17 protein-coding genes are annotated in these 16,611 nt (G+C 54.4%); 6 read left to right on the top strand and 11 right to left on the bottom strand.

The genetic code is table 11. The features are described from left to right. The first annotated feature begins 71 nt into the window (after window positions 1-71). Complete coding sequence (locus KTE_RS22785; RefSeq protein ID WP_201384937.1) at window positions 72-1,052, top strand: GAF domain-containing protein; 981 nt, start codon at window positions 72-74, stop codon at window positions 1,050-1,052. A gap of 378 nt (window positions 1,053-1,430) precedes the next feature. On the opposite strand, the gene KTE_RS22780 is transcribed toward KTE_RS22785, so the two are convergent. From KTE_RS22780 to KTE_RS22770, 3 genes are all read right to left on the bottom strand, one after another. Further along, window positions 1,431-1,673 (bottom strand): hypothetical protein, encoded by a 243-nt coding sequence (locus tag KTE_RS22780; RefSeq protein ID WP_201368949.1) that lies wholly within the window; start codon window positions 1,671-1,673, stop codon window positions 1,431-1,433. Further along, the gene (locus tag KTE_RS22775) at window positions 1,633-3,018 is read right to left on the bottom strand and encodes an IS701 family transposase (RefSeq protein WP_201381820.1); all 1,386 of its coding nucleotides are present in this window, start codon (window positions 3,016-3,018) and stop codon (window positions 1,633-1,635) included. The genes KTE_RS22780 and KTE_RS22775 overlap by 41 nt, the downstream gene beginning before the upstream one ends. A gap of 202 nt (window positions 3,019-3,220) precedes the next feature. Further along, window positions 3,221-3,550: a helix-turn-helix domain-containing protein gene (locus KTE_RS22770; RefSeq protein ID WP_236600528.1), complete on the bottom strand. Its 330-nt coding sequence runs from the start codon at window positions 3,548-3,550 to the stop codon at window positions 3,221-3,223. Between the two features lie 162 nt (window positions 3,551-3,712). Between KTE_RS22770 and KTE_RS22765 the strand changes: the two genes are divergently transcribed. The 3 genes from KTE_RS22765 to KTE_RS22755 all read left to right on the top strand — a co-directional run bounded on the left by KTE_RS22765 (window position 3,713) and on the right by KTE_RS22755 (window position 6,576). Further along, window positions 3,713-4,339 carry a class I SAM-dependent methyltransferase gene (locus tag KTE_RS22765; protein ID WP_201384934.1) on the top strand — a complete coding sequence of 209 codons (627 nt, stop codon included), beginning with the start codon at window positions 3,713-3,715 and terminating at the stop codon, window positions 4,337-4,339. A gap of 15 nt (window positions 4,340-4,354) precedes the next feature. Further along, on the top strand, window positions 4,355-4,807 hold the full coding sequence (locus KTE_RS22760) for a hypothetical protein (protein WP_201384932.1): 453 nt from the start codon (window positions 4,355-4,357) through the stop codon (window positions 4,805-4,807). A 194-nt stretch (window positions 4,808-5,001) separates the two neighbouring features. Further along, window positions 5,002-6,576: an IS1182 family transposase gene (locus KTE_RS22755; RefSeq protein ID WP_201384930.1), complete on the top strand. Its 1,575-nt coding sequence runs from the start codon at window positions 5,002-5,004 to the stop codon at window positions 6,574-6,576. Window positions 6,577-6,977: 401 nt separating this feature from the next. Here the strand turns inward: KTE_RS22755 and KTE_RS22750 are convergent, their stop codons facing one another. Next, window positions 6,978-8,228, bottom strand: coding sequence for an RNA-guided endonuclease TnpB family protein (locus KTE_RS22750; protein WP_201384929.1), 1,251 nt, complete (start codon window positions 8,226-8,228; stop codon window positions 6,978-6,980). A 191-nt stretch (window positions 8,229-8,419) separates the two neighbouring features. Here KTE_RS22750 and KTE_RS22745 point away from each other — a divergent pair, with 191 nt between their 5' ends. Beyond that, entirely contained in the window at window positions 8,420-8,890 is a 471-nt protein-coding gene (locus KTE_RS22745; protein WP_201384927.1) for a hypothetical protein, read from the top strand. A gap of 200 nt (window positions 8,891-9,090) precedes the next feature. Here the strand turns inward: KTE_RS22745 and KTE_RS22740 are convergent, their stop codons facing one another. From KTE_RS22740 to KTE_RS22710, 7 genes are all read right to left on the bottom strand, one after another. Further along, window positions 9,091-9,753 carry a response regulator transcription factor gene (locus KTE_RS22740; RefSeq protein WP_201384925.1) on the bottom strand — a complete coding sequence of 221 codons (663 nt, stop codon included), beginning with the start codon at window positions 9,751-9,753 and terminating at the stop codon, window positions 9,091-9,093. 7 nt (window positions 9,754-9,760) lie between these two features. Continuing rightward, window positions 9,761-11,890, bottom strand: coding sequence for a GAF domain-containing sensor histidine kinase (locus KTE_RS22735; protein ID WP_201384923.1), 2,130 nt, complete (start codon window positions 11,888-11,890; stop codon window positions 9,761-9,763). 93 nt (window positions 11,891-11,983) lie between these two features. After that, on the bottom strand, window positions 11,984-13,276 hold the full coding sequence (locus KTE_RS22730) for a hypothetical protein (protein ID WP_201384921.1): 1,293 nt from the start codon (window positions 13,274-13,276) through the stop codon (window positions 11,984-11,986). A 10-nt stretch (window positions 13,277-13,286) separates the two neighbouring features. Beyond that, window positions 13,287-13,907, bottom strand: a complete 621-nt coding sequence (locus KTE_RS22725) for a hypothetical protein (RefSeq protein WP_236600527.1) — start codon at window positions 13,905-13,907, stop codon at window positions 13,287-13,289. A 671-nt stretch (window positions 13,908-14,578) separates the two neighbouring features. After that, window positions 14,579-14,872: a hypothetical protein gene (locus KTE_RS22720; RefSeq protein ID WP_201384919.1), complete on the bottom strand. Its 294-nt coding sequence runs from the start codon at window positions 14,870-14,872 to the stop codon at window positions 14,579-14,581. Between the two features lie 211 nt (window positions 14,873-15,083). Then, window positions 15,084-15,251, bottom strand: coding sequence for a hypothetical protein (locus KTE_RS22715; RefSeq protein ID WP_201384917.1), 168 nt, complete (start codon window positions 15,249-15,251; stop codon window positions 15,084-15,086). Window positions 15,252-15,381: 130 nt separating this feature from the next. Next, the gene (locus KTE_RS22710) at window positions 15,382-15,633 is read right to left on the bottom strand and encodes a transposase (protein ID WP_255552927.1); all 252 of its coding nucleotides are present in this window, start codon (window positions 15,631-15,633) and stop codon (window positions 15,382-15,384) included. A 666-nt stretch (window positions 15,634-16,299) separates the two neighbouring features. Between KTE_RS22710 and KTE_RS22705 the strand changes: the two genes are divergently transcribed. Then, window positions 16,300-16,602: a transposase gene (locus KTE_RS22705; RefSeq protein WP_236600526.1), complete on the top strand. Its 303-nt coding sequence runs from the start codon at window positions 16,300-16,302 to the stop codon at window positions 16,600-16,602. Window positions 16,603-16,611: the final 9 nt, after the last annotated feature.

The raw sequence follows: 16,611 nt of genomic DNA, 5'->3' as shown, positions 1-16,611 counted from the left end.
AGGTGCTAACATAGCGCAGTAGGGAGTAGAAACGTGCTAAATTGGCCGGGTAGGAAATATGGGAGATAAATGTGTATCGTACATGGCAAGAACTCCTGGGAGAAATTATTAAGGATCCTCAAGAAAGACAACGCATCGCTCAAGAGGTTGGTATCAATCCTATCACTCTTCTACGTTGGGTGAATAAAGATTCAAAACCTCGTCACGAAAATATACGCCTCTTGCTCGGAGCGATCCCGCGCCACTCCCATAAGGCATTTGCTCAATTGATCATCGCAGATTTCCCGAGTTTCTCTCAGGAGAATGCAATGACAACGAGCAGACCACCAGATCCGCCATCTGCATTTTATACACGTGTCCTGAGTGCTTACGCGAATACCCCTAAAGCATTGTTTTCGTTTGTAATGTATGAACTCATTTTACAACAAATCATCGAACACCTTGATCCAGACCGCCTGGGGATGGCGGTAACCATTATGCGCTGTGTGCGGCCCCTTCAAGGAACCAGGGTTCGGAGCCTGCGTCAAATTAACGGGAAAGGAACACCTCCCTGGAATAGCAACCTCGAACAGGAAACGATCTTCCTGGGGGCCGAGTCTCTTGCTGGCACGGCCGTTATGTACGGTCGCCTGACCGCGGTTCAAAGTCGCGAAGATCCGTACACGTTTACACACTGGACAGAACATGAACAAAGTGCGGTAGCGCATCCTCTCACGCACAAGGAAAAGATAGCTGGGTGCTTGCTTATTTCAAGCACCCAGCCTCAGTATTTTACCAGGAATCACTTAGCCGCGGTTGAACATTACGCCAATCTGATGTCGTTGCTCTTTGAGCCAGAGGATTTTTTTGATTTTAACAATATCAAACTGGATATCATGCCGCATTATACGATACAAAGGCCATATTTTCGCCACGTAGGAGAGCGCATCACGCAAAAAATAGCGGCAGCAACAGCAGCAAAAAGCTTCATAACGTTTCAAGAGGCCCAGGAGAGCGTATGGCAGGAGATAGAAGAGCAGCTTCTAATGCTACCATCTACTTGGGAAACATAAAGCCCCTCAACCTGTTACCTCTCAGTCAGAAACCCCACACATGAATGCCTGACTTTTCTACACATTTAACATTGGAAACTCGGGAGAGAGTATACCTCACCAAATTTGACGGCAAAGCCGCCGGACGCCAGCGGATTACGATGTCCGCCGACAAGCAATGATTCCTCTCACGCCGCATGGGAAGCGCCCTGGAGTACAACAGCGAATAAGAGCGGGGAGGCGTCCACGAATCTCTCCACCAGCACCTCTTTTATGATGATGATGCTCTCAGGTCGCTTCTAGACACTCATGAGAGCATTTTCCTTTTTTGGCGCAACGCATCGTTGACAGCAAAACCGACGGACGCCAGCGGTGCGCACCTAGTATTACAACGAGACTTTACCAACGCAGCCCCTGCAATTGGGCAAGAAGCCGCTTGCGATGAGAGCAATAGGCGGCGTAGTTGTGGCGTTGCTGATACGCGATCAACGCCAGGGCTGCAGGCAGATCCAGTACGGGTTGGGGCAAGGCAACCTGCAAGAGCAAGCGTACCTGGGCGATGCTCAGTGGCAGAGAGGCATGCGCGTCCAAGCTGGGCACCTCACCTGGCGTGGGCAAGGGGCGTGTCGTTGTTGGGCGCAAGATCCCCCTCTCTCTGGTTGAGGCGTTGTTGCCAACGAACCAGGAAATGATGAGCGAGAATGACCATAGTCATGTGATGGTGCCACCCGCGCCAGAACCGCAGCTCGTAGTGGTCCATGCCCAATTCCCCCTTGCATTCGGTAAAACAGGTCTCGATGGGCCAGCGCATCCCGCTCACCCGCACAAACGTGGCAAGCGGTGTCTCCAGCGGAGCGTTGCTCAAGTAAAATTTCCATTCCGGCTCTTCTGCAAAACCGCTGACTTTGCGTCGGATCACCACCCAGACCTGAGGGCCTGGCAGCCGATCAAGTGGCAGGATAGCGCGCAGCACGAGAAAATCAGCGACCAGCGGGCCTTTGTGCCCCTCCAACAGACGGTAGCGCTGCCAACGAGAAGCAGGCCACTGCTTGGCCAGGTCCTCTAAGGGCACTTTGGCTGGACTGCTGGGATGCAGCCGCTCACGCCGAGGAACTGGCCCCTTGCGCGAGGGGATCTGGGACCGAAACCAGCTGTGCGGGCGCGCGCGCTCCGTCTGCCCGTCGGTTTCCAGCAGTGGCCAGACCTTGGTATCTCGCGGCACCTCGGCTAGATACCACAATCCCGCCGCATCCAGCCGTTGCAGGAAAGCAGGGGAGTCGCCATATCCTTCGTCGCAGACGACCCACTGGGCTTGGAGACGACCCGAAGCCATGATGCCCTCGACCAGCTGCGCCGCTAACTCATGCTTTGTCTGAAAGACGATCTCATCGGGAATCTGGCAATCCTGCCACCGCGTTTGATGATCCTCAGCGAACCAGGATTCTGGCAGATAGAGCCGCCGGTCAAGTAATGTGGCTCCCTTGCGACTGGCATAGCCCACGAAGATGCCGGCCTGGCAGTTGTCCTTTTTGCCGGTGTGGCCGCACCATTGAGGCGCCACACCGGCTGAGTGATTCCCATGTTTGGGAAAGTCCGAGCCATCCACGATCAGGACTCCATCCTCTTCGCCAAGCGTCTCGTTCACCAGGCGCTGATGTTCGGCCAGCAGCGCGTCATCATCCCACTTGCCTTCCCCAATGAACTGCTGGAGGGCACGCACTTGCCGATCCGCATGTGGTCCCACTCCCAACAGACGCAAGGCCATCGCTTCGACATTTTTGCGGGGCACATCCGCCGTGAGCAGTCCGCGCACATAGATCTCCGCCCATTCCCGCTGTTCGCGCCGATACAACAACGGGGCGAAGTGCTGATGATAAGCCAGTAGTTCTTCGGCCAGGGAAGCTACCTCTTCTGAGGTCAAGTCCTGCACTGCCAGTCGACCTGGAAGAGGCGGCTGCTCGGCGGTTATATCGACCATGAGAGACATTCGGTTTCACCTCCAGGTACAGACCTCTCTCCTTTCAGTATATCCCACAAAGTCTCGTTGTAATACTAGAGCTTCGGTCAAGTAATGTCACAGAGAGAAAAGCCGAGGAAAGAAGGGCTCTCACAAACTCGACGACAGCAAAGAGTGCTCTTCTTTACGCAGTCTGTCGGTTTTCTGAGCGCTTCTGCCTCAGCTCCTCTCCTTAAAAAGCGAGACCTATTTGCTCTCCCCATACATTGAACTGGCGAAGCATGGGCTCTAAACTCCATCCCTGTTCCGTCAGCGAATATTCGACCTTTGGGGGGACTTGTGCATATTCCTCTCGATAAATCAAGCCCAATTGCTCTAATTCTCGTAAGTGGATGGTAAGCATTTGCCGACTGGTCTCAGGAAGAAGGCGCTGCAATTCGCCAAAGCGCTTGGTCCCGCTGAGCAAATGATAGCCAATCTGCAATTTCAATCGCCCCCCAACGGAGAATATTCCAGCGGGACATTTCGTCGCCTTCGTTTGTTGAGTCATGCGTTGTAGCATACGTGTTACTCCGTCTCAGAAAATCTGCGCTTCCTTTGTCAAATTTTTTTGCGTACTTGTTTCAGCTCTCTCTATCAGGTACAGTCATTGTACAGAGTGAGATGGGAAGATAGCAAGTATGGAAACGCGTTTTTCACGATGTTTGTTGCAAGGAGAAAACATATGCACAGCCACAGAATGAGAGGACAGGCAAAGGCCAGACACCTCTCGCACTTCAATTTTTTGTTTACGGGTAAAGGCAGTCATATTTATGACCTGACGATGGTACGACTGACCAGGCGACTGTATCAACGAGTCATCGAAGATCTCCATACGCTTCAGCCTGGTGCGGGAAGAGTACTGGACGTGGGAACGGGGCCGGGAACGTTAGTCAGGAAGATCGCGCACCATTTTCCGCAGCTTGAGGTGTATGGGATTGATCTTTCGGAGAACATGATTCACCTGGCGCGCGAGCATGCTAGACGTGAACAACTAGAAGAACGGGTCCAATTCGACATCGGTGATGTTGTGCATCTGCCCTATCCAGATCGTTCGTTTGACCTGATTGTCTCAACCATCAGCATGCACCACTGGCATGATCTGGAGCAACCGTTGCAAGAACTCTATCGCGTGTTGCGACCAGGCGGAAAACTCTGGATCTACGATTTTCGCTTTGTCAAAAGGCAGGAGGTAGAGAAAGCTCAGGCCCTCACATCTTTCGTCGGAACACTGCTTGAGCACCAGTTGCTACGCACAGGCTTCCTGCCGTTTGCCCTGTATCAACGCTTCGTCCTGCGAAGGGTGTTGTAATCCGAGGAGAATGTTATGAAAACGGTACGTCTCATTTCATTGATGGCTCGGATAGCCTTGATGGTTACGATGGGGCTGGGCTTGTTCTACTGGATCGCTCTGCTCTTTTCGTGGAGCTGGCTTCTGGTTCTCCTAGTCCGGATCGATTTTCCGAATATTCACGAATTGTTTGGCACCATTGGAGCCATCGGCCTGCTCATCCTTGGAGGGATAACTGTGTGGACCCACAGGAACAGCTTGCTGGGTGTGGGAGGTATCAGTTACGCGCTCCTGATGCCAGCCTTTGGGATGACACAAACGCTGATCCTGACGGGAAACCTGCATTGGCTGATCCGAATTGCTCATCTGCTGGTGGGAATTGGAGCGATGGCTCTGGTGCAGGCAATGGAGAAGCGTTACCGACTCCGCAGGCAGGCCATCTCTGGAGAGACTTCCCCCCAGACAACGACGTTTCAAGCCACACGATAACATGGCGACCAAGAGCAGCGGATCGATGAAGGAACACCCTCCGGCCCGCTCTCCTGGTCGGTTCGCGATTGAGTCACTCATTTCCCATTCGATCGATCCTCAAAGCAGGGGGAGGCCAAGCAAGAGGAGAGAAACCATGAATCAGCAGTTGAGGTACAGCCTTGAAGGTAATTATATGAATCAGGGAGAATTGGATGCAGCCATCGCTATGGCAACCTCCAGTGGAGCTTTCCGAACAAGAGGAGCAGATCGTGAAACGGATACGACGAGCAAAATTGTTTGTATTTCTTCGCGCCCATCGGCACGAACTTCTGGGGGAGGCGTTCCAACAGGAATTGGCGAGTTTGTACCAGGCGAGTAAACGAGGTCAGCCACCCATTGCTCCAGCACAACTGGCGCTGGCAGTCATTGTGCAAGCCTACACGGGTGTTTCTGATGATGAGGTCATTGAGGCAACGTTGATGGATCGACGGTGGCAATTGGTGCTCGACTGTTTGGACACTGATCACGCACCATTCAGCAAAGGAACGTTCGTCGCTTTTCGGAAGCGCCTCATCAACGCCCAGATGGATCGACGACTCATTGAGCGAACCATCAAGCTTGCCAGTCAAAATCAGGAGTTCGGATCACGAGCCTTACGTGCGGCATTGGATAGCAGTCCGTTGTGGGGAGCGGGACGAGTCGAAGATACGTACAATTTGGTCGGCCATGCACTCAAAAAGGTCTTGCGTCTGGTGGCCGATCAGCAGGAGAGGGAACTGGTTGAAGTGGGACAAGAGGCTGGAGCAGAAGTGATCTGTGGATCAAGCTTGAAGGCGGCGCTCGATCGCGATTGGGATCAACCTGGACAGCGAGAAGAAACATTAAGCTTGGTTTTGAACGTGTTGCAGGCGGTAGAAAGCTGGGTGCAGACCCTGCCTCAAGATGAGATGGAAGTGGTAGAACCATCTCTAGAAATCGCCCGGCAGGTGAAGGAGCAGGATGTGCGAGTCGATGAGGAAGGGCGTGCGAACCTGATCAAAGGCGTGGCGAAAGATCGACGTATCAGCGTCGAAGACTCCGAGATGCGTCACGGACGCAAAAGCCGCAGTGTGCGCGTGGATGGGTACAAGCGGCACGTACTCCACGATCTGGACACCGGCCTCATCCGCGCAGTGGGTATTACTTCAGCGAATGTGCCCGAAGCCAGCGTGACCGAAGCCATCAGTGAAGATTTGGCTCAACAGGCGGCTTCCTTGAAGGAACTGCATATCGACCGGGCGTATTTGAGCAGCCATCTGGTTCGTGAGCGCGGCGGCGACCTGGAAATCTATTGCAAAGCTTGGCCAATTCGCCAGGGCAAGCGCTTCCACAAGCAAGCCTTCACCCTGGATTGGGAACGACAGATCATCCAGTGTCCCGCCAAGAGGGAAATGCCCTTTGTTCCTGGTGGCGTGGTCCATTTTCCCAAAGAGGCTTGTACGGAGTGCCCTCTGAAAGCCCAATGCACCACCAGCTCCAAGGGCCGCAGTGTCAGCATCCACCCTGATGAAGCCTTGCTCATCGAGTTACGAGAGCGCCAACAAACTCCGCAAGGACGAGCCCAACTGCGCGAACGGGTCGCGGTTGAGCATACGCTTGCTCATGTTGGTCGATGGCAAGGACGGCGCGCTCGGTATCGCGGACTGCGCAAGAACCTCTTCGATTTACGCAGGTGTGCCGTTGTCCACAATCTGCACGTCCTGGCCCGCTCCCAGTCGCTTCAAGCCGATCTTCAGGATGCAGCTTGAATTCTTGACCGAAGCTCTAGGAATGATCTTCGCGCAAGGTGACGTCGCGTCGCCAATGCAGCCGGTTTTGGTGAAGCGAAGCGGCGGAGGCGCCTCCGCCGCTTCGCTTCACCAATGAAATATCACGGGAGGACTAAGGATATGACTGAAGCGCGGACTATGCTGGAAATGGAAGGAGGGTCCGATTTGAGCTCTACAGATCAGTTCATTTTATCCTTTATTGGTGCGAGACAGAACATCGGGACTCTCTATTGATCCCAAGTAGAGCACAAAGGAGCGGAAACGTTCATTTCCTTGGGGTTGACCGTGATTCCCCGGTAGAAAGGCCGAAACGATGCTCAGAGCGAGATTTCTTTTCTTCCTTGCTACTGGTCTGCCATTCTAAACCTACTCAAAGGTGCTTACACACCATCGAACAGGCTCAATTGCTGCACGTGCCCCTCACAGGATGCCTCCATGGCATCTACGCCGCTTTGGGTCGCCTGCAGCACACCGCACTCGGTAAGCCGAGTGTGTGGCCCTCGCCGGGCAAGGAACCTCATCAAGATGTTGACGGCGCTATTGTCGTCTCGATCCATGCTGAGTCCACATTCCGCGCACTGATACGTTCTTTTCCACAGGGGCATGGCGTGCAGATTTCCACAGCCACTACACTGCTTGGACGTGTTGCGCTCATCTACGAACTGAAGCTCTTTCCCATACAGCTGGCATTTGTAGGTGAGCATCTGGACAAAGGCAGACAAGCCCCAGTCGTTATAGACTGCCCGATTGAGCGCCCTGTTGCGCTCCTGATGCTCTTTCATGACCATTTGCCGTTGAGAGAGATCCCCCACGACGACAGTTCTCTCAACCAATCGCCGTGCGATGAGATGCGACGCCTTGTGCAGGCTATCGCGCTGTTTGTTGCGCTTCTTCTGCGACACGCGCTTGTACACCTTGCTCAAGTGGATATACCGACGCGACTTCTTCTTGCACGTGCCGCGTTTCGAGCGAAGCCGATCCAACTGTTTGTTGTACCAACGCGAGCCTTTGAACCCACCGATGTGATAGATCCGACCCTCTTGCGTGACCCCAGTTGCCAGCGTCTTGATGCCCAGATCGAAAGCCACGGTGTCACCATCGCGTTTGGCTTGCTCGGGCTGTCGGTAGCTGAAAGAGGCGTAGTAGTTGCCCCTGCCATCGCGACTGATGGCCACCTCTCCAAAGCCTTCGGGAGGCAGTTCCGTGAGTGCGGCACGGATGGCAGGAAAGCGTTTGTGCTTGCCCTTGCCTCCTGTGGGCAAGATGAGCGTGTTTCCCTCACGCGTGAGATACATCGCCGGATAACACAGGGTAAAGAAGCCATGGCGAGGTCGCACGCGGGGAAAGCCTGGGGTTTCCCCATTGGCGACCCGACGAAAGAAGGCTTTCATGGCTGCATCCAGGCGATAGTAGACTTCGGCAAGCAACTTGCCATACACCTGATTGAGTTCAGGATCATAGGCACGACTCTCGGCCAGCGTTTTCTTGCAGGCGTTGAAGCGCCACGTCTCTCCGTCTCTGAGCCTCATGACCCACCAATTGTAGAGGCCTCTGCATTTGCCTTGCATGAACTCAAGGGTGGCCGTGTCTTGCTCGCTAAGGTCAAGCTTGATCTTTTTGCAGAGGAGCATGAAACCCCTTCTCTTTCAACACCACCCCGAAAGGCGGAAAACATCTTCTCTTGCCAGAAACAGAAGATGCCCTGATGTAGAACATTCTTTCTTATTTGATGGGTGTATCATACGATACTATCGTCTCTCTGTCAACGCATACGAATGTGTGCAACAAGCGCACGTTTGATCATGTTTGCGCATCGTTTTGATTGCTGTTCTTATGCTCCTTACCCTTTCGTTCCTCGCAGCTTGCGGCAGCCCTGCGCGTTCCCTTCGCACCCACCTCAACATCGCCTGCCTCGTTAGAGCAGGTCGATTGGAACAATTTTACCTATACCTTTCCCTGCTATTCGGATCATCCGATTGCCGTCAGAATCAGAAATGGCAGTGCAGAGCTGAACCATGTTCACTACTACATCCGCAAAACGGTTTTTGGCGATCTCACGGGCCATGGTCAGCCAGAAGCGGTGATCCTGTTCCAGTGCACGGCGGCTGACGCAGCCCCTGCTCAGGTCTTCGTCTATTCGGGCACAGCGCAACATCCCTCCCTCCTTGCAACGCTCCCCGCAGCAGGAAGGCCCTGGTTCGATGTTCAGCAAGTCAGGATCACCAACGGAACGCAGCAACTCTCCGGCTACGGCTATAAACTGCAAGACCCCCTCAGCAGTCCCAGCCTGTGAACCACGAGAATCTATCGATGGAATGGCTCCAGCTTTGTCGTTATCGCGACACACTCGTCGCCTCTTGCAATGCCAACACCGTGATAGGCATTCATGCCGGGGTTCTTGACTCTCCACCCACCTCAAAAAACAATACGCTCCTGGTATTGTTTGAAAAATGTTATGATACCGTTAAAGTGATTTTTGGGAGTCTCTCTTGCCTATGTCCCCCAACCAGCTTCTCGAGCGCGGATAATAGCCTGGGCGCGCGTGGCAACCTGGAGTTTGCTGAAGATATTAGAGACGTGATTGCGTACAGTTTTGGGGCTGAGCACGAGGCGCTCTGCGATCTCGCTGTTGGTAAGGTGCTGAGCAATCAAGGCGAGGATCTCTTGTTCGCGTTCGGTCAGTTCAGGGAAAGCCTGGGCAGGGGGCGCGGGCAGGGGTGCGGAAGGTTTGAGCGTGGCAAAGTAGGACATCAGGCGTTTGGCGATGGTAGGCCCGAAGATAGCCTCTCCCTGGCTCACGCCGCGAATGGCGCGCAGGATTTCGGCCTTGAGCGCGCCTTTGAGAAGGTAGCCACGCGCGCCAGCCTGCAGAGCGGCGAAAACGGAGTCATCGTCTTCAAACATGCTCAACACGAGGATGCTGATATGCGGGCTGGAAGCAAGGATGGAGTGTGTTGCCTCGATGCCGTTGCCATCGGGCATATGCAGGTCCATCAAAATAACGTCAGGCTGCAGGTCTGCAACCCTGGCAATGGCCTCTCTGCCTGTAGCGGCCTCGCCAACAGTTTCGATGTCGCCTTCCGAGCGCAAGAGCGCGCGCAACCCTTCGCGAAAGGGTGCGTGATCATCGGCAATCAGTACGCGAATTGGCTCCATAACTCGATTACTCCTGCTGTTTTGTTTCAAGTGGCAGAACCACGTTTACACGGGTTCCACCCGATGGCACGTTCTCCACGCTGCAAGAGCCGCCCAGCTCAGCAGCTCGCTCGCGCATAGAGCGGATGCCTACGCCCAGCGAGGGCTCGGCGGGCAGGCCGCGCCCATCGTCCCTGATCGCCAGGTTGAGCGCGTCGTCACAGTCCAGCTGGATCAGGCACGAGCGAGCGCCCGCATGGCGCATGACGTTGGTGAGCGCTTCCTGAATAATCCGATAGGCCGCGACCTCGACCGCGGCTGAAAGCTCCGGCAGGCGCGAAGGCGCGTCGATAGTCACACGCAGGCCGGTATGCTCGTAGTGCATGATCTGAGCACGCACAGCGGCGATCAGGCCGAGGTCATCGAGAGCTGGAGGGCGCAGATCATAGACCAGGCGGCGGATATCGCTAATGGCCGTCTGGGCCTGATTGATCAGGCCTTCCAGCAGGAATACGGCCTGGTCAGGTTCCGTTGAGATGGCATCGCGGGCCGCTTCGGCCTGGAGCGTGATCGTGGCGAGGGCGGGACCAAGCCCATCGTGAAGATCGCGGCGTAGGCGACGGCGTTCCTCTTCACGAGCCGTTACAAGTTGCGTGCGAGATTGCTGTAAATCGCCGGTCAGGAGCTGGAGGTCGGTGGTGAGGCGAATGGCGTGCGCGGCGATGCCCGCTTGGCGCGCCAGGTCATTCAACAACTGGCGATCAGCGGCTGAGAATGGTTCGGCCGGTCCACGAGGCGCGAGAATGAGTTCGCCAATCTGCTCACTTTGGTAGGTAAGCGACAGAGAAAGAGGCTTCTCTCTCAGTTCGCCATAGGATGCTGTGGTCAAGAGTTCGCTCCCCTCTTTCAAGGCGATCGCGACATAGGGCAACTTGAGCGCCTGGGCAACTGTCTCCACAATTGTTGGCAGAACTGTTTCGGGGGCCAGCGCCGCTTCCAGGCGGCTTCCCAGGCGCGAAATAACTTTGTACGGATCGGTGCGTTCCCCATACAGCAGGCGATTGACGACCTGCTGGAGACGTTCGCGCAGCGGCTGAAAGAGGACCGCGACCAAGCCGGTCGCCAGCAGCGAGATAAGCAGGTTGCCGCTGGCTTGCAGCAATGCGCCAAGCCCGACAACGACCAGGACATAGAGGGCGACCACGAAGGCAGTGAGTGCGCCATAGATTAGTGCGCGTTTGATGATGATATCGATATCCCACAGATGCGAACGCAGGATGGCAACGCCGATGGAGAGCGGGATAAGCGAGAGAAAGACGTAGAGCAGGCTACTCCCAATCAGGTCGGGAATGATCGGCAGCAGGATCACCGATGCCACGATCATCAACGAGAGAAAGCCCAGCAGGGCCAGGGAGAGACCGAAGACGACCCACTTCGTTTGCCGGCGCTGCTCAAAGGTGGAGACGCGCCGATAGCGATACACTTGGGTAACGACCATGCTCAGGAGTAGGCAAAGAAAGATCACGAAGTCGGGGCCGGAATTCGTGGTGATCATACCCAGAATCAGATTTTTGACGGCCCAGTACAGCACCCAGGCCAGCGCAATCCAGAACACCCAACGCGGTGCGAAATGTCCCGAGGGGAACAGGTAGAAAAAGAGGCCAATACAGCAGTTGCCGAAGAACGCCATCACGAGCGAGAGAATGTAGAGAACCAGCGAAAGCGATGGCTCCGGGTTGAAGCCGCGGAAGATCGCGCCAAAGGTCACCAGAGACAGGGAGCCTAAGAGCGCTATCCAATCGTCGGACCGGCGCCAGAAGATCACCACACCGACAGCAATATAGATACATTCAAGAAAGATCGACCACGCGACGCCCAGATAGGCATAAAAATCGAGAGAGAGGCCCAGGTTTTGCAATTCGCGCGCCTGGACCGCGGTAAGGCTGCTATTGTTGCTACAATCGGCGGCGGAACAGACGACGTGGGCATCGGCGAAGATGAAAGGGATGCTGGAGATGAAGAGGCCGACAGACAGTGCGAGCACGACCAGCCAGAGCGTCCTGGCCAGGATCAGCCAGCCTCCTCGCAGGCGCGCCTCAGCCTGACTCTGCGCGCGTTGAGGCGCGCCTGACTGCGTATGAGCTTGGTCCAGATTCATGTTGCCTACCCGCCTTTGCTGGAAATCGATTCAACGAGGCGATTGTTTGCTCTTCATTCTACCCAAAGATGGGCTGCATGTATAGTGTCAGGGCTACATATTCGTATCAGGTGTTCTTTTTGGATCGATTTTACAGAGCCAGAGAGAGATGCATTCAGGTTGCATAGTCTCCTCGATTACGGTTACCAGATGCTCGCTCAACTGATTTAGATCGACCTCGCTTTGCAGGGTAGTGCTAAACGTCTCCAGCGTCCTGGCCGCGTCGTACTTGCGGCGATAGAAGCGGCGATCAATCAGCGCCTGGATACGTCGGCGCAGAGGCTGGAAGAGGAGCGCGATCAACAGGGTAGAGCCGACAATGGCAAACTGGTTCCCGCTGAGAAAGATTTGCAAGATGGCCTGCAAGGCGAAGATACTGCCGCCATAAATCAGCGCCAGAGAGATGGTCAGAATACCGTAGACCAGTGCGCGATTGATAATAACATCGATGTCCCACAGGCGCGAACGCATGATGGCAACGCCGATAGAGAGTGGGATAAGCGAGAGAAAGACGTAGAGCAGGCTACTCCCGATCAGGTCAGGAATGATCGGCAGCGGGATCACCGATGCCACGATTATCAACGAAAGAAAGCCCAGCAGAGCCAGGGAGAGGCCAAAGACCACCCATTTCGTTTGCCGGCGCTGCTCAGGTGTTGAGACGCGCCGGTAGCGATAGATTTGCGTGGCTACTACGCTTAGCAGCAGGCCAAGAAAGAAGACAAAATCCAGGCCAGAGTTGGCGAGAACCGTACCCAGAATCAGAGTTTTGATAGCCCAGTAGACTCCCCAGATCAGTGCGAGCCAGCGTACCCAACGCGGAGCAAATGCTCCGCTGGGAAACAGGTAGAAAAAGAGACCGATGCAACAATTGCCGAAGAAGGCCATCACGAGGGCCAGAACATAGAGAAACAGAGAGGCCGAGGGGTCCGGATTGAAGCCGCGAAAGACCGAACCAAAGGTCACCAGCGTCAAGGAACCTAAGAGCGCCATCCAGTCATCAGCTTTGAGCCAGAAGATTATCACGCCGATTGTAACATAGACCACCTCAAGGAAAATCGAGAGCCCGACACCCAGATAGGCATAAAAATCGAGAGAGAGGCCCAGGTGTGCGAGCTGGCGCGCCTGGTTCAGCGTGAGACCGCTGCTGCTGCATTCGGCAGCGGAGGGACAGATGATATGGGCGGCAGCGAAAGCGTCCGGGATGCTCGCGGCAAAAGTGATCAGCGACGCAGCAACCAGGAGCAGCCAGAAGATTCTGGCAACCAGGAGCGGCCTGCCCTGCAAATGTGATATCGTTGTGCCAGGCTGCCTTGAAGGCAGGACCTGGCTCGATGATGGTTGAGTCATATTTATCCTCTTACGCTCGCTGGTAAACGGCAGCACTGACCGAGGTATCGGCCTGCTTCGGCCACAGACCAATGGTCAGCCAGATCAGTCCGATCAAGACGATCACTGTGCCCAGATCACCGATGGGGCCCTGGAGGAAGCCACCGGCGAAACTGACCAGAGCGCCGATGATGAGCACCAGGCCAGACCAGCGAGGTGGGACGGCGGAGCGCAGAATGGCGATGCCCAGCAGGACGCCACCTATGAGCAACATCAGGCCGTCAATCGTAAAGAAGATGAACAGTGGAGCCGGGGGCGGACCGCTCACGAGCGACGGGTCTTTGACAGCCAGGTAGGGAAAGACAAAGGCGAAGATGGGCTCCGTGGCCAGGGCCATGAGGAAAAAGAGCGACGTGCAAACAGATCCGATCAGCCCCAGAACTCCAATTCTCTGGTTGCCTCCAAGAGAAACGCCGGGCAGACCCAGCACTACCAGCATCGCGCCAATCAGGCGGATCAGGGCAGTGGCAACGCTGAGCGTATCAGCCGGGCCGGAGTCTACAAAAAATCCCGGCACAATGCCGACGATCACGATAACGCTGCCAGTGAGCAGGCTCAGCCCGCTCAAACGCTTTAAAGAAGTTGATGACATCGGTGATAGCCTCCTTGCAGGTTTTTCCTGCTTCCCATTGGTATGCAGACACGCTCTGCCGCATGCCTGCGAGAGCCGCGCCGGGTGCAAGAGCCGGTGCGACATTCACAGGTGAAACGTTTTTCATATCGATACTTCAATGGTACTGGAGAGGCTATTGCCTTGTCATGGGACAACGACCCAATTCTTGCGGGCTATTTGTCCTATGGAGAACACTCAATCGGGATAAATGTCCCAACGAGAGGGAGGCCCAGGATACGCATAAAATGTATCGCCAGAAGCGATTTTTACGCGTACCGATGAAGTACCCCTGTCAAGGGGAGATATTGTCAACTTATTCGTCGGAGCGCAGTGTATTGTCGAGTTAGAAGGAGGGAAAAGCTGGAGAGCAAGACGCGAATGGGGGCGAATGGGAAGTATGCTGCTTGATTTCCTCTGGTTACCTCGTTCCACACCAGAAAACGATCCTGTAAAATGGCACGATATTCCCCGGCGCTCAAATGGTGACGGCGAGGTTGGAAATGCCCTGAAATGGGACCAAAATGGGAACGGGTTGGAATGCACTCGCCCGTGTTCAATATCATTCACACCTATAGATTTATAGGTTTACCTGTGGCTCTCCACAATAACTGCCTACCAATCCCTTAGCGGAATTTAGAGGGGCTTTTCTGTCAGTGCCCCTGATTGATCACTTGGTTGCCACTATTGCCGGAGTTATCCTGGTTGTTGCCCCAGTTGTAGCCCGAGTTGCCATCATTTCCCTGAAAAGAGCCATAATAGTAATTGTTATTACTATTAATACCATCATCGTTTCCGCTGCTATATTGATTATTCTGTGGATACCATGCTGCTGTGCGCTTCGAATAAGCAAATGCAGTTAGAGGTAAACCTGTCAGAAGTATTATTGAGATGGTCAGGCTTATAATAATGAAGCATAAACTCTTTTTGGGGGAAGAAAGTATCATTATGCTCTCCTGTCTAACTCTCCCGAACAAAAAACCTTTGATAGAAGACTTCTACTCTCCGTTAAGAGCCCCCGCTTCTACCAGTGTATCGCGTGTAAGAAGAGGCTGATTTGTATGTGTTGGCGCAGAGCGTTACAGGTTGATCCGTGGCAGAAATGGGCATGGCTCCTTGACCAGGATCAGGGGAAGGTGAGTCGCTGGTAGGAACAGCTCACCACAGGATCCTCGGGCGCTGCCGTCGAGCTGCGATGCCGTACTTGCGCATCACGCGTTTGACTCGGTTTTTCCCGGTCGCAAGCATCACAGCGAGCTTGCGGTGCCCCATCGTGTCATCGACTTCATGCAATGCCTCGATGCGCACAGCCAGAACTTTGTCCATCCTGGGCCGCTTTGGCTACACGTAGAGGCTACTGCGAGCAATGCCCAGCGTACGGGCCAGCTGACTCTTGTTGATCGGACGGCGCGGCGCACACAGATCTGGCGAGCCAGTTCCGCCTTTTGATGTGCGCTCAATTGCCCAACAGACCGCGGGATTTTTTTAGCAGTTCGTTCTGCACCGTCAACTCGCCAATGATCTTTTTGAGTTCTTCGGGCGATTCTCCAGGAGCCGGAGGGCTTTGCTGCTTCTTCTTGCCCTCAAAGGCTCCTGGACCATTCTGCCGAAATTCCTGCCGCCATCGACTCAGGACAAAACCGGGTACATCGAATTTTCGGCACCCTGCCTCAATGGTGGTGTCTCGCTGGAAGCTTTCCATCACCACCTTAAACGTAAAACTCCGAGGTGTACTGTTTGCGCTTGCTTGCCATGATTCGTACCTGCTCTCTTCGATTAGTATCTATTTTACCAGGTACGCAACACATTATTCCCAATGCTCCTGAAGTAAGAAGGCCTCTGAGGAATAATGAACGGTTTTGCACGTTAAGGAAATTTTGAGCATGAGAGAGCACTTCCTCTTTTCTTCAAAGATCCATTAGCAGAAATAATCTCTGGCAAATGCCAGAGATTATTTCTGCTAATGCTCTCTACAACGCTGAAATTCGATTTCTGCTAAGGTCACTTTCTCTCAAACGTGCATTTTCGTTCCGCTGCACCTCAGAGGCCTATATAACCTCTTATAGCGCTGATTACTTCCCGCTTGTAGCAGTATGAGCAAGCCAAAACACATATTCCTATCTCAATTTTGCTGTGCTCATTGTCTCGCTCTTCCCGCTTTTTTCCTAGCTTGGCCCAATGCTACGCAAGCGGTCATGAAGTGCACAAGAACTCGCGATAGACAAGAACGATCCCGATCCCAAAGCGCTGGCGTGTTACGGGATGCTCTCGGCAGAGAGCGGTCGCATGCGCCTGTGTTTCGTGCCAGGACGCCCCGTGAGCCAGGTGACCACCGATTTTCTAGAGTGGGCAAGTCCATGCGCAGGGAAAACGCGTGCTGCTCCTCATTTGGGATAACGCTTCCTGGCATGTGAGCAAACGGGTCAAAACCTGGCTTCGTGAGCACAATTACCTGGTCCAGCAACAAGCTCACGCAGGTCAACCCGGAGTACATCTTATCCCATGCTGGCTCCCGATCAAAAGTCCGTGGCTCAACCGCATTGAGCCAGAGTGGGTTCACGGCAAGCGAGCGATCGTCGAACCTGCTCGGCTTTTGACGGCGGCGGAGCTTCGGCAACGGGTGTGTGACTACTTTGGCTGCGAACAAGCTGATCTTCTTACCCATAACCGCGTCTGAAAGCCCCTG

The sequence above is a fragment of the Ktedonobacter sp. SOSP1-85 genome (assembly GCF_016587415.1).
GTDB lineage: Bacteria > Chloroflexota > Ktedonobacteria > Ktedonobacterales > Ktedonobacteraceae > Ktedonobacter.
The sequence above is the reverse complement of the archived record's forward strand: the minus strand, read 5'-3'. Positions and strand labels throughout refer to the sequence as shown.

What these genes read in the sequence shown, in the direction of transcription:
- KTE_RS22750 (WP_201384929.1), bottom strand. Translation starts at nt 8,228, where the DNA reads ATGCTCCTCTGCAAAAAGATCAAGCTTGACCTTAGCGAGCAAGACACG.
- KTE_RS22770 (WP_236600528.1), bottom strand. Translation starts at nt 3,550, where the DNA reads ATGCTACAACGCATGACTCAACAAACGAAGGCGACGAAATGTCCCGCT.
- KTE_RS22755 (WP_201384930.1), top strand. Translation starts at nt 5,002, where the DNA reads ATGCAGCCATCGCTATGGCAACCTCCAGTGGAGCTTTCCGAACAAGAG.
- KTE_RS22760 (WP_201384932.1), top strand. Translation starts at nt 4,355, where the DNA reads ATGAAAACGGTACGTCTCATTTCATTGATGGCTCGGATAGCCTTGATG.
- KTE_RS22720 (WP_201384919.1), bottom strand. Translation starts at nt 14,872, where the DNA reads ATGATACTTTCTTCCCCCAAAAAGAGTTTATGCTTCATTATTATAAGC.
- KTE_RS22765 (WP_201384934.1), top strand. Translation starts at nt 3,713, where the DNA reads ATGCACAGCCACAGAATGAGAGGACAGGCAAAGGCCAGACACCTCTCG.
- KTE_RS22715 (WP_201384917.1), bottom strand. Translation starts at nt 15,251, where the DNA reads ATGGACAAAGTTCTGGCTGTGCGCATCGAGGCATTGCATGAAGTCGAT.
- KTE_RS22740 (WP_201384925.1), bottom strand. Translation starts at nt 9,753, where the DNA reads ATGGAGCCAATTCGCGTACTGATTGCCGATGATCACGCACCCTTTCGC.
- KTE_RS22730 (WP_201384921.1), bottom strand. Translation starts at nt 13,276, where the DNA reads ATGACTCAACCATCATCGAGCCAGGTCCTGCCTTCAAGGCAGCCTGGC.
- KTE_RS22725 (WP_236600527.1), bottom strand. Translation starts at nt 13,907, where the DNA reads ATGTCATCAACTTCTTTAAAGCGTTTGAGCGGGCTGAGCCTGCTCACT.
- KTE_RS22735 (WP_201384923.1), bottom strand. Translation starts at nt 11,890, where the DNA reads ATGAATCTGGACCAAGCTCATACGCAGTCAGGCGCGCCTCAACGCGCG.
- KTE_RS22775 (WP_201381820.1), bottom strand. Translation starts at nt 3,018, where the DNA reads ATGTCTCTCATGGTCGATATAACCGCCGAGCAGCCGCCTCTTCCAGGT.